The sequence below is a fragment of the Cryptocyanus atlanticus LEGE 06306 genome (genome assembly GCF_056633155.1).
Genome location: NZ_JBSJOZ010000007.1, coordinates 20,940 through 32,808, shown reverse-complemented (window position 1 = coordinate 32,808; position 11,869 = coordinate 20,940). Strand labels below are relative to the sequence as shown.

10 protein-coding genes are annotated in these 11,869 nt (G+C 65.5%); 6 read left to right on the top strand and 4 right to left on the bottom strand.

All coding sequences use genetic code 11. The features are described from left to right. Nucleotides 1-19: 19 nt before the first annotated feature. The 3 genes from ACWJI7_RS09045 to psaC form a co-directional block, all read right to left on the bottom strand. A complete protein-coding gene (locus ACWJI7_RS09045) occupies nt 20-1,285 on the bottom strand; it encodes a hemolysin family protein (protein WP_479937444.1) in 1,266 nt (421 codons plus the stop codon). A 29-nt stretch (nt 1,286-1,314) separates the two neighbouring features. Beyond that, nucleotides 1,315-3,216, bottom strand: a complete 1,902-nt coding sequence (gene glmS, locus ACWJI7_RS09040) for a glutamine--fructose-6-phosphate transaminase (isomerizing) (protein WP_479937289.1) — start codon at nt 3,214-3,216, stop codon at nt 1,315-1,317. 128 nt (nt 3,217-3,344) lie between these two features. Continuing rightward, complete coding sequence (psaC, locus tag ACWJI7_RS09035; RefSeq protein ID WP_479937287.1) at nt 3,345-3,590, bottom strand: photosystem I iron-sulfur center protein PsaC; 246 nt, start codon at nt 3,588-3,590, stop codon at nt 3,345-3,347. A gap of 148 nt (nt 3,591-3,738) precedes the next feature. On the opposite strand from psaC, the gene acpP reads away from it, so the two are divergent. From acpP to ACWJI7_RS09005, 6 genes are all read left to right on the top strand, one after another. Beyond that, nucleotides 3,739-3,981 carry an acyl carrier protein gene (acpP, locus tag ACWJI7_RS09030; RefSeq protein ID WP_094513653.1) on the top strand — a complete coding sequence of 81 codons (243 nt, stop codon included), beginning with the start codon at nt 3,739-3,741 and terminating at the stop codon, nt 3,979-3,981. Nucleotides 3,982-3,989: 8 nt separating this feature from the next. Further along, nucleotides 3,990-5,237 carry a beta-ketoacyl-ACP synthase II gene (gene fabF, locus ACWJI7_RS09025; RefSeq protein WP_479937285.1) on the top strand — a complete coding sequence of 416 codons (1,248 nt, stop codon included), beginning with the start codon at nt 3,990-3,992 and terminating at the stop codon, nt 5,235-5,237. A 64-nt stretch (nt 5,238-5,301) separates the two neighbouring features. Further along, nucleotides 5,302-7,314: a transketolase gene (gene tkt, locus ACWJI7_RS09020; RefSeq protein WP_479937283.1), complete on the top strand. Its 2,013-nt coding sequence runs from the start codon at nt 5,302-5,304 to the stop codon at nt 7,312-7,314. Nucleotides 7,315-7,424: 110 nt separating this feature from the next. Beyond that, complete coding sequence (locus ACWJI7_RS09015; RefSeq protein WP_479937281.1) at nt 7,425-8,543, top strand: glycosyltransferase; 1,119 nt, start codon at nt 7,425-7,427, stop codon at nt 8,541-8,543. A 101-nt stretch (nt 8,544-8,644) separates the two neighbouring features. Next, nucleotides 8,645-9,679 carry a glycosyltransferase family 2 protein gene (locus tag ACWJI7_RS09010; protein WP_479937279.1) on the top strand — a complete coding sequence of 345 codons (1,035 nt, stop codon included), beginning with the start codon at nt 8,645-8,647 and terminating at the stop codon, nt 9,677-9,679. Continuing rightward, nucleotides 9,676-10,047, top strand: a complete 372-nt coding sequence (locus ACWJI7_RS09005; protein ID WP_479937277.1) for a GtrA family protein — start codon at nt 9,676-9,678, stop codon at nt 10,045-10,047. The genes ACWJI7_RS09010 and ACWJI7_RS09005 overlap by 4 nt, the downstream gene beginning before the upstream one ends. A gap of 68 nt (nt 10,048-10,115) precedes the next feature. Here the strand turns inward: ACWJI7_RS09005 and ACWJI7_RS09000 are convergent, their stop codons facing one another. After that, on the bottom strand, nt 10,116-11,663 hold the full coding sequence (locus tag ACWJI7_RS09000; protein WP_479937275.1) for a glucosyltransferase domain-containing protein: 1,548 nt from the start codon (nt 11,661-11,663) through the stop codon (nt 10,116-10,118). Nucleotides 11,664-11,869: the final 206 nt, after the last annotated feature.

The window sequence follows — 11,869 nt, the reverse complement described above, 5'->3', positions numbered from 1 at the left end:
TGTCCCAATGGGGGCATTATCAATGATCGACCGCGCGACGGCTGATCCGCACCCGCTCGATACGGGGCCCGTCCATGGCGACGATGACGAACTGGTGGCCCTTCCAGCTGAGAATCTCCCCCGGGGCCGGGATGTGCTGCAACCGCTCCAGCAGGAAGCCGGCCAGGGTGTGGTGCCCATCCGCCTCCGGCAACCCCAGGGCCAGTTGGCGGTTGAGTTCGAAGATCTCCAGGTCGGCCGCCGCCATCCAGCTGTCGTCCTGCAGCCGCTGCAGGCTCTCCTCGCCGCTGCGCTGGTCATCGTCCTCCCCGACGATCTCGCCGGTGAGATCGGCCACGGTGACGAGTCCCTCGGTGCCACCGTGCTCGTCGACCACCACCAGCAGGGGCTGGCCGCCGCGGATCATCGGCAGCAGCTCCGCCAGGGACATCGTCTCCTGGACCCGGGCCACCGGGGTGAGGAACGGGGCCAGGGGGGTGTCCCCCTGCAGCAGGCCAAGGGCGATCGGCTCGGCCAGGCGGCGCAGGTCGAGCAGGCCCCGCACATCGTCCAGGGACTGGCCGATCACCGGGAAGCGTGCGTGGGCGGTGGCGTGCACGGCCTCCATCATTCCGGCGAAGGACACATCGAGCGGCAGGGTGACCATGCCGGAGCGCGGCACCATCACCTCCCGCACCTGGGTGTCCCTCAGGGAGAACACCCCTTCGAGGATGTTGCGCTCATCCGGCAGCAGACCGGTGACGCTGTTGGATTCGATCAGGGTCTCGAGCTCCCCGGCCGAGAGGGCGGGAACGAGGGCATCCCAGTTGCGGGGCAGGCCGAGCAGGCGCAGCAGGGCGTCCGACAGGCGCTCCAGCACGATCAGCAGCGGCGAGAGGGTGCGGCTGCCCCATTCCAGGAGCGGGGCCAGCCGCAGGGCCGATGCCTCAGGCCGATGCAGCACCCAGGCCTTGGGAAGCACGCCCCCCAACACCGTGGCCACGGCCACGAGGGCCAGAAACACAAGCAGGGCGACCCAGATCCGCTGGGCCAGTGGATCGAGTCGCTCCGCCAGCCCCCGGCCCGCCCAGCCCAGGGCCACCAGGGCCAGGGTCACCCCCAGCTGGGTGGCCACCAGGGTACGGCGCAGCCGCTGCTGCAGCCGCTCGATCGCCCGGGCTCCGGGACGCCCGTCAGCGGCCAGCACCTGAGCCCGGCTGGGGCGCAGATGGAGGAGGGCGAACTCCGCAGCCGCGAAGAAGGCCAGCAGGGTCAGCAGAGCGGCCAGCAGAACAAGCAGGCGCATCGGAGACAGCAGCACGGCGGAGGCGGACGTCATTCGACCGTGACGCTCTTGGCCAGGTTGCGCGGCTGATCCACATCGAGGCCACGATGGGCTGCGATGTGGTAGCTCAACAGCTGCATCGGGATCATGGTGAGCAGGGGGCTGAGCAGCTCATCCACCTCCGGCACCGGCAGGAGCACGTCGAACAGGGCGGTGTCGGCACACCGGGGCGCCACACCGATCAGGGGGGCGTCGCGGGCCTTGGCCTCCTGGGCGTTGGAGAGCACCTTCTCGAAGACCGTGCCGGGCATGGCGATCGAGACCACCGGCACCCGGGCATCAAGCAGGGCGATCGGACCGTGCTTCATCTCTCCGGCCGGATAGCCCTCGGCGTGGATGTAGCTGATCTCCTTGAGCTTGAGGGCCCCCTCGAGGGCGATCGGGAAGTTGATCCCCCGGCCCAGAAAAATCACGTCCTGGGTGTCGGCGAACCGGTGGGCCAGCTCCGCGCAGAGGTGGTCGTGCTCCTCCACCAGCCGCTGCAACTGGCTGGGCAGCACCCGCAGCCCGCTCACCAGGGCCTGGAGCTGGTCGGGACTGCGGGAGGAGCGGCGCTCGGCCAAGGCGAGCGCCAGTCCGTAGAAGGCCAGCAACTGGCCGAGAAAGGTCTTGGTGGCCGCGACACCCACCTCGATGCCCGCGCCGATGTCGAGCAGGTGGGGCACCAGGCGCCCCAGGGAGCTCTCGGGGCGGTTGGTGATCCCCAGCAGCCGCGGGGCATAGGCCGGATCGGCGATGCGCTCCCGCCTGGTGCGCTCCATCTGCAGTGCCGCCAGGGTGTCGGCCGTCTCCCCCGACTGGGTGACGCCGATGGTGAGCGTATGGGGGGAGAGGGGGGGCGGGGCGTAGCGGAATTCACTGGCGTAGTCCACCGCCGTGGGGATGCCGGCCAGCTGCTCCAGCAGATAGGCCCCCACCTGGGACGCGTGTCGGCTGGTACCGCAGGCCAGAATCTGGATCCGCTCCACCGACTCAAACAGGTGGTCCTCCAGCGGGAGGGCCACCAGCGGGGGCGCGCCCGGCCCACCAGCCGAGTCAGGCAGATGGCGGGCCACCCAGAGGGCGGCGGTTTCGGCCTGCTCATGGATTTCCTTGAGCATGAAGTGGCGGAAGCTGCGCTTGTCCGCCACGTGCTCAGTGCCGCTGAGCAGGCTGGGATTGCGCTGAACACGCTGCAGTGCCCCGTCGTAGAGCTCGATGCCGAGCGGCGTCAGCAGGGCGGTCTCGCCGTCCTCCATCGGCAGGATCGTGCGGGTGAAACCGGCCAGGGCCGGGGTGTCGCTGGCGCAGAGGAACTCTCCCTCCCCCAGGCCGATCAGCAGGGGGGCCTGGCGCCGCGCCACCACCAGGGCCCCGGGGGTCTCGGCCCACACCACGGCCAGGGCATAGGCGCCCTGCAGCAGGGGCAGCACCTGCTGCAGGGCCTGCAGCAGCAAAGCGGGACCGGGAACCGCACCCTGGTCGCGCAACGCGTCCAGGCGCTCGGCCAGCAGATGGGGAATCACCTCGGTGTCGGTGTCGGAGCGGAAGACGACCCCGCGGGCCCGGAGCTCCTCCCGCAGCTGCCGATGGTTCTCGATGATGCCGTTCTGCACCACCGCCAGCGTGCCGCGGCCATCGAGGTGGGGATGGGCGTTGCGTTCCTCCGGCTTGCCGTGGGTGGCCCAGCGGGTGTGGCCGATGCCGCAATGGCCGGGGGCGCCGTGCTGCTCGAACCGGGCCGCGAGGTTGACCAGCTTGCCCTCGGCCCGGAGGCAGGTGAGTCCGCCGCCGCTCCCCGCCACCGTGGCGATCCCCGCCGAGTCGTAGCCGCGATACTCCAGTTGCCTCAACCCTTCCATCAGGAGGGGGGCCGCCTCACGCGAGCCGATGACCGCAACGATGCCGCACATGGCCGATGGGCCGGGACTGGGCCGTTTCTAAAGGATCGACGCCCCGGCGCCCGCCGGAGGCGCCCCACGCCTGGCCCATGAAAAAGCCCGGACAGGGCCGGGCGGGGAGTGGGAACGGGAAGGGGGCCTCAGTAGGCGAGACCCATGCTGCGGGAGGTCTCGTCTCCGAGATAGACGCGGATGCTGAGGAAATCGGTGGGGCAGGCGGTTTCGCACCGCTTGCAGCCGATGCAGTCTTCGGTGCGGGGGGAGGAGGCGATCTGGGCGGCCTTGCAGCCATCCCAGGGGACCATCTCGAGGACATCGAGAGGGCAGGCCCGCACACACTGGGTGCAGCCGATGCAGGTGTCGTAGATCTTGACGGAATGGGACATGCCCGGCCGGAAAGCGAACGGCGTGCGGTCAAAGTACCCAAAGCGACCGGGAGCCAACCGCAGCCGGCCCCAGGCCGTCATCCTTTTTCATACGGGCCGGGAGGCCGTTCAGGGCGACCCGTAGGATGCGGCCTCTCTCACACCGGTCATGTCACAGGAAGCGATCTTCGAGAAAGTGCGCTCGATCGTTGCCGAGCAGCTCAGCGTCGATGCCGCTGAAGTGAAGCCCGAGTCGAACTTTCAGAACGACCTCGGGGCCGACTCGCTCGACACGGTGGAACTGGTGATGGCCCTGGAAGAGGCCTTCGACATCGAGATTCCCGACGAGGCCGCCGAAGGCATCACCACCGTCGGTGACGCCGTCACGTACATCCTGGACAAGCAGGCCTGAGGGTGTCGATGGTGGAGGGTCTCCACCGTGTCGTGGTCACGGGCCTCGGCGCGGTCACACCGATCGGCAACGACGTCACCCAGTACTGGGAAGGGCTGCGCATCGGCCGCAATGGGGTGGCTCCGATCCGGCTGTTCGACGCCTCCCGCCACGCCTGCCGCTTCGCGGCGGAGGTCAAGGATTTCGACCCCAGCGGCCAGATCGACCGGAAGGAGGCCAAGCGCTGGGATCGCTTCTGTCAGTTCGCCGTGGTGGCGGCGAAACAGGCCGTAGCCCAGGCCCGGCTGCCGATCGAGCCCGGCACGGAGCACCGGATCGGTGTGGCCATCGGCTCCGGTGTGGGGGGATTGCTGATGATGGAAACCCAGGCCCACGTGCTGGCCGACCGGGGCCCGGACCGGGTGAGCCCGTTCTGCGTGCCGATGATGATTCCGAACATGGCGGCCGGGCTCACGGCGATCGCCCTGGGGGCCAAGGGACCCAGCACCGCGGTGGCCACCGCCTGTGCCGCCGGCTCCAATGCCATCGGGGACGCCTTCCGCCTGATTCAGCTCGGTCTCGCCGACGCCATGGTCTGCGGCGGAGCCGAATCCGCCATCACGCCGCTGGGTGTGGCCGGATTCGCCAGCGCCAAGGCCCTCTCCTTCCGCAATGACGACCCCGCCACGGCCAGCCGCCCGTTCGACGCGGAGCGCAACGGCTTCGTGATCGGCGAGGGCGCCGGCGTGCTGGTCCTCGAGAGTCTGGAGCGGGCCCGGGCCCGCGGTGTGGAGATCCTGGCCGAGGTGGTGGGCTACGGCATGACCTGCGATGCCCACCACATCACCGCACCCTCGCCAGGTGGGGTCGGCGGCGCCGAGGCGATGCGGCTCGCCCTGGTCGACGCCGGGCTCAATGCCGAGGAGGTCGACTACGTCAACGCCCACGGCACCAGCACCCAGGCCAACGACAGCAATGAAACCGCCGCCATCAAATCCGCCCTCGGAGCCCATGCCCTGGAGATTCCGGTCAGTTCCACCAAGTCGATGACGGGACACCTGCTGGGGGGCAGCGGCGGCATCGAAGCCGTCGCGGCCGTGCTGGCGATCGGGCACAACCTGGTACCCCCTACGATCAATTACCAAAATCCGGATCCCGCCTGTGATCTGGATGTCGTGCCCAACCAGGCGCGGGAACAGACACTGAACGTCGTGCTTTCGAACTCGTTCGGGTTTGGCGGTCACAACGTCTGCCTCGCCTTCCGCCGGATGCGCTGACGACCTCGCCCCGCCAGCCCTCCGCCCGCCGGAACGCCCACCTCACACCCCATCCCCCCCAGCCATGGTCGCCGCCCCCTCAGTGGACATCACGTCCGTCGACAACCTCTGCGTCAACAGCATCCGCTTCCTGGCCATCGACGCGGTCAACAAAGCGAATTCCGGCCACCCGGGGCTGCCGATGGGGGCGGCGCCCATGGCCTATGCCCTCTGGGACCGGGTGCTGCGCCACAACCCCGGCAATCCGAAGTGGTTCAACCGCGACCGCTTCGTGCTCTCCGCCGGCCACGGCTGCATGTTGCTCTATGCCCTGCTGCACCTCACCGGCTACGACAGCGTCGGGCTGGAGGACCTCAAGCAATTCCGACAGTGGGGTTCCAAGACCCCGGGTCACCCCGAGACCTTCGAGACCCCGGGCGTGGAAGTGACCACCGGTCCCCTGGGTCAGGGCATCTCCAACGCGGTGGGCCTGGCGATCGCCGAAGCCCACCTGGCCGCCCGTTTCAATCGCCCCGGGGCCACGGTGGTGGATCACCACACCTTCGTGATCATGGGCGACGGCTGCAACCAGGAGGGGATCTCCAGTGAGGCCGCCTCCCTGGCCGGACACCTGGGTCTGGGCAAGCTGATCGCCCTCTACGACGACAACCACATCACGATCGATGGCAACACCGAGGTGTCCTTCACCGAGGATGTGATGAAGCGGTACGAGGCCTACGGCTGGCATGTCCAGCATGTGGCCGACGGCAACACCGACATCGCGGCCATCACTCGGGCGATCGAGGCCGCCAAGGCCGTCACCGACCGGCCCAGCCTGATCAAGGTCACCACCACCATCGGCTACGGCTCCCCCAACAAGGCCGACACCGCCGGGGTCCACGGCGCCGCTCTCGGCGCCGCTGAGGCCGAGTTGACCCGACAGTCGCTGGGCTGGAGCCACGGGTTGTTTGAGGTGCCGGAGGAGTCCTACGCCCACTGGCGCAAGGCCAGGGAGCGGGGCGCAACCCTGGAGGCGGACTGGAATTCCACCCTCAGCACCTACCGGCAGCAGTACCCGGCTGAGGCCGCCGAGTTCGAGCGGATGCTGCGGGGTGAACTGCCCCAGGGCTGGAACAGCAAGCTGCCCCGCTTCACCCCCGCCGACAAGGGCCTGGCCACGCGCCAGTACTCCTACAACGTGCTCAACGCGATCGGCCCCGACCTGCCGGAGCTGATCGGCGGCTCCGCCGACCTCACCCACTCCAATCTCACCGACATCAAGGGGGAGGCCAGCTTCCAGAAGGGCAGCGAGGCCAACCGCTATCTCCATTTCGGCGTCCGGGAGCACGCCATGGCCGCCATCCTCAACGGCATCGCCTATCACGGCAGCGGCCTGATCCCCTACGGCGGCACCTTCCTGGTCTTCGCCGGCTACATGGTGGGTGCCATGCGGCTCTCGGCCCTCTCCGAACTGGGCGTGATCTACGTGCTCACCCACGATTCCATCGGTCTGGGGGAAGACGGCCCCACCCACCAGCCGGTGGAGACCCTGGCCTCCCTGCGGGCCATCCCGAACCTGCTGGTGATCCGCCCCGGTGACGGCAACGAGACCAGCGGTGCCTACCAGGTGGCGATCACCAACCGCCAACGGCCCACGGTGCTGGCCCTCAGCCGCCAGGCCATGGCCAATCAGGCGAACAGCTCGATCGAGCAGGTGGCCCTAGGCGGCTACATCCTCGAGGACAGCGAGGGCACACCGGATCTGATCCTGATCGGATCCGGAACCGAGCTCGATCTCTGCGTCAAGGCCGGCGCCGCCCTGCGTGCCGAGGGCCGCAACGTGCGGGTGGTCTCGATGCCCTGTGTCGAACTGTTCGAAGAACAGGACGCCGCCTATCGCGAGTCCGTGCTGCCGGCGGCGGTCCGCAAGCGGCTGGTGGTGGAGGCCTCCGGATCCTTCGGCTGGCACAAGTACGTGGGTCTCGACGGCGACACCATCTCCGTGGATCGCTTTGGAGCCTCGGCCCCGGGACCGGTGTGCATGGAGCACTTCGGCTTCACGGTGGACAACGTGCTGGCCCGGGCCCGGGCGCTCTGAACCGGCGCGCCGGTTCGATGGGACGGCACCGCCGGGGCCCGGGCCTCAGAGCTCCGGCCCTGGCTGGCGCGACAACCAGCTCGATCCAAGCCGGGTCCTGGCCGTGATCGATGGCTGCAACCCAACGCTCTCGGACCTTGGAACGACTCTCCATCATCCTCCCCACCTACAACGAGCGGGAGAACGTGGGGAGGATCGTGGAGGAACTCCTGCCTCTGGAGGAGACCCACGCCCTGGAGATTCTCTTCGTCGACGACGATTCCGCCGACGGAACCGCTGATCTGATCAAGTCGATCGCCCATCGGCAGCCGTCGGTGCGGCTGATCCGGCGGGTCGGCCGCTCCGGTCTGGCCAGTGCCATCAAGGAAGGAATCCTCGATGCCACCGGGGACATCGTGGTGGTGATGGACTGTGATGGGCAGCACGAACCCGCGGCGGTGGAGGCCGCGGTGGCCGCCCTGATCACCTCGGGCAGTGACCTGGTGGTGGGGAGCCGCTTTCACCCGGATGCGGCGATCAAGGGTCTGAGCCGGGGGCGCACCCGCAACTCCAACTGGGCCAACGCGATCGCCCGCTTCAGCCTGCCGGCCTATCGCGGCCTCACGGACTACATGAGCGGTTTCTTCGCCCTCAGGCCGGAGCGGACCCTGCGGGATGTGCGCCGGGTGGATGTGAACGGTTTCAAGTTCCTCTACGAGCTGCTCTCGATCAGCCGGGGGCGGCTGGACGTGAGCGAGATTCCCCTGCGCTTCCAGGCTCGCCTCGCCGGCGATTCGAAGCTGGATCTGGCGATTGTCTGGGATCTGGGAGTGTCGATCCTGCACACGTTGCTGCTGCGTTCGATCCCACGGCGCGCCATCAGCTTCGCCCTGGTGGGCTTCAGCGGCGTGGCGATCCAGATGCTGGTGGTGCAGGCCCTGATGGTGGCAGTCGGTCTGTCGTTCGAACAGGCCCTGCCGGTCGCCGTGGTGGCGGCCGCGTCATCCAACTATCTGATCAACAATGCCCTCACCTTCCGCTTCCAGCGCCAGAGCGGGTGGGCACTGCTCCAGGGTCTGCTGAAGTTTCTGCTGGTGGCTTCCCTGCCGGTGCTGGCCAACGTGGGCGTCGCCTCCACCTTCTACAGCCTCGTGTCGGCGAACACATTCTGGGCCCAGCTGGCCGGCATCCTGGTCGTGTTCGTCTGGAACTATGCGGCCTCCTCACGCTTCGTCTGGAACACGCCCTAGCGAGCCGGCGACGCTGGTCAGCAGGCGTCCAGCTCCCGACCGTGCCAAGGCGAAACGACCCCCCTGCATGCTTTAGTCTGGCCATCTTCCGCCGCTCGAAAGTGCCCCAGGAGAGCAAAAGCACTTTCATCGACAGCACAAATCAGCCGGGGGTTCAGCATTCCTCACCCTTGAACAGACGAGCGGGATCCACCATCTCGCTGGTGATTCCCTGCTACAACGAAGAAGGATGCCTGGAAACCCTGTTTGAAGAGATACACAAACAGATCCAATTAATTCTTGAAGCAAGGCCTGACCTGCACTTCGAAACCATCATCATTGACGATGGAAGCAAGGATCAGACCATTCGATACGCCAAAGAGTTGCTGCATCAAAGCCACGATTGGACCTCTGGAAAGATCGTCAGTTTCTCAAGAAACTTCGGAAAAGAATCGGCACTGATGGCAGGATTGCACTACTGCGCTGGCGATGCCTGCATCATCATTGATGCTGACCTGCAGGACCCCCCTGAAGTGATTCCTGACATGGTGACGTCCTGGCTGGATGGCTACGAGATCGTCAGCGCAGTCAGGAGTGATCGCTCCAATGATAACTGGGTTAAGCGTTTCACCGCCGAATCATTCTACCGGATATTCCTTATGCTTTCCAAGCTTGACATCCAACTGAACGCCAGTGACTTCCGACTACTGGATCGCAAGGTGATGACAACAATCCTGGCCTGCGAAGAACGGGTAAGGTTTTCGAAAGGTTTCTTTGCCTGGGCAGGTTTTCTGCGCAAGGAAATCTACTACAGAAGGCTGGCACGAGCTGCTGGAGAAGGCAAGTGGAACCAATGGAAACTATGGAACTACGCATTGGACGGCATCTTCAGCTTTTCAACAGCGCCCTTAAGAATCTGGAGCTATGTCGGTCTAGTCGTGACAGTTGCCGCCTTTATCGTTGGCATGACATCAGTCGTGAGGGCCCTTCTGTTCGGCATCGAGACTCCTGGCTACACCTCCCTCTTCGCAGCTGTCACCTTGCTTGGCGGGCTGCAGTTGATCGGAATCGGGATCATCGGCGAGTACCTTGGACGCACCTACATTGAGTCAAAGAGGCGACCTTGGTTCATTGTCCGTGATGTTTTCGAGATTTGAATAGTCTCTCTCGGCTGGGCAGATTTAGCGCCGTTGGCCTGATCGCAACCGGGATTCATGCCGCCATTCTGATCACACTGATTAATCTTGATGTCGATAGTGGAATCGCGAATCTGGTTGGATTCCTGGTTGCCTTTACGGCCTCGTTTTTTGGACAGCAGGCGCTGACGTTCAAAGACCGACTCGGCGCCAGAAAACTCAACACCAAAGCCGCCGCCGCCCTGCTGATCATCAACAGCGGCCTGGCGATGCTGCTGGGAGCCGTGGCTCCGGCCATGGCCAGACCCCTGCTTCCCCTTCTGCCCGCCGTCACCAACTACATCCTGCTCTGGGTCCTCACCGGACGACGCTTCTTCACCACCGACTGACAATCCACCTGGATCCACTCCAGACCGGCTGAGGGGCACGACCATGGTGCCGGTGAACAAAGCGGCTCTCAGCGCTCTGCGGAAGTCAGGGTCACCGGCACGTCCTGGCCGAAACGCTGCAGGGCCACGACCACGGACTCCCCATCAAGAAACACCGCATCGGCGGAAGGCCAGGGGGCCACAGCGGCGGCCGCTCCGATCGCGTGCTCCTTTTCCTGGGGCGACGGTGAACGCACCAGTTTGCGGCCCAGCATGAAGTTGATCAATTCGGGCTGGCGGTAGTCGGCGAAGGCTTCCGTCCGAAGCAGATGGGGAGCATCCATCCGGGAGGGCCAACGCACCACATCGCGGACCCTGAAGGGCGGATAGCGTCCGATCACGACGATCGGACGGCGACCCTGCTTTCGCTCGCCCAGCAAAGGCTCCACCCGGACCAGGATACGGTTGATCATGCTGAGTTCATAGGTGGTCTTGAGTTGGGCGGCATTGGCCTGCTGGGCAGCGAAAAGGAACAGCAGCCAGAGCAGCAGGCACGCCAACGGCACGGCCAGAACCCTGATCCGGGCGCGCTGAAGCGCCAGGGCCAGGAAGAACATCAACACATAGCCGTAGGCGATGAAGAAGCGGCCACTGTCTGCGGGGGTGTGAATGTTGATGATCTTGGAGGCATGGGCCGCAACCGGAAGCAGCAGGATCGCGGCGAGCAGAACAGCCGGGATGCGCCGATCACGGCTGGGAAAGCTCAGCAGGGCAACGACACCGCCACCGAGCAGCAGCGGGGGAATCCAAGCCAGCAGCCCGGATGGCACACCACCGATGTCCGAACCCAGGTAGGTCAGGAACACCCGGTATGAGGCCCCCAGTTCCTGCAGGGCCTGGGCAACATCGTTGAGGTGGGTTCTGGGAAAGATCGGCTCTAGAACCAACAGTTGAGTGCTGAGCCAGAAGACGCCAACCGAGAGCATCAGTGGCAGGGGGAACAGAAGACTCTCCCGAAGGAGCTGCTTTCCGCTTCGCTCTGGATTGGTCAGGTGACGGTCTTGGTGAACCGTGAGAACCAGGATCAGGCTGAGCAAAGTGAAGACACTGATCAGCATGATCTTGGGGGCGTAGGTGGCCAGGGACAGCAGATAGAATCCGGAGGCCAGCACAACCCTGGTGCCAAGACGCTGCCCCCATACCCAGGCCCAGGCGCCAAGAATCACGAAGCTGTCACCAATCACGAAGGAGACATGATCAATGGCAAACGAGTAGTAATCAAGGAAAGCCGGGAACAGGCAGAGAAGAGCCGAAACGAGAAAGACTTCAAAACGATTGGACAGGCCCACCAATCTGCTGAACAGCACACCATTGATCGCCTGAAGCGCCGCCGCGACAGTCATCTGCACCGACTGAACTCCGCTACCGCCCTGCAGATAGATGATGAAGTCGGCCAGCCAGCGCCCTTCCCCGGATGTCCTGAAACTGGGATAGCCGCTGAGCATGCTGTTGGGCAAGGTATGGTTTGTGAGGGTCATCTCTGTGAACAGATAGCTATACGCCACAAGCTGCAGCAGAAACAAGGCAATCAGCACGATCCCGTACCGCTCAGCCTCTCTGTTCACGATCCGCAGCACGGCCTGGGCTGTTGAACGGCCTCTCCTCAACAGCCCCATGCCAACCACGCACCATCCACGACCGTGCGAGCGTATGTCCGCGCGGGGCAGGCGTCAACGCGCCGGCAGGCCGACAGGCTGAACTGGTCGCCCCAGCATCCGGGGCAGGAGATGTAAAGAGAGCGTCATCTCAGTTGAACAAAGAACAGCACAAGAACTACCCTGAT

Excerpts from the sequence above, each read along its gene's own strand:
- acpP (WP_094513653.1), top strand. The coding sequence starts at position 3,739 with ATGTCACAGGAAGCGATCTTCGAGAAAGTGCGCTCGATCGTTGCCGAG.
- ACWJI7_RS09015 (WP_479937281.1), top strand. The coding sequence starts at position 7,425 with ATGGCTGCAACCCAACGCTCTCGGACCTTGGAACGACTCTCCATCATC.
- tkt (WP_479937283.1), top strand. The coding sequence starts at position 5,302 with ATGGTCGCCGCCCCCTCAGTGGACATCACGTCCGTCGACAACCTCTGC.
- psaC (WP_479937287.1), bottom strand. The coding sequence starts at position 3,590 with ATGTCCCATTCCGTCAAGATCTACGACACCTGCATCGGCTGCACCCAG.
- fabF (WP_479937285.1), top strand. The coding sequence starts at position 3,990 with ATGGTGGAGGGTCTCCACCGTGTCGTGGTCACGGGCCTCGGCGCGGTC.
- glmS (WP_479937289.1), bottom strand. The coding sequence starts at position 3,216 with ATGTGCGGCATCGTTGCGGTCATCGGCTCGCGTGAGGCGGCCCCCCTC.
- ACWJI7_RS09045 (WP_479937444.1), bottom strand. The coding sequence starts at position 1,285 with ATGCGCCTGCTTGTTCTGCTGGCCGCTCTGCTGACCCTGCTGGCCTTC.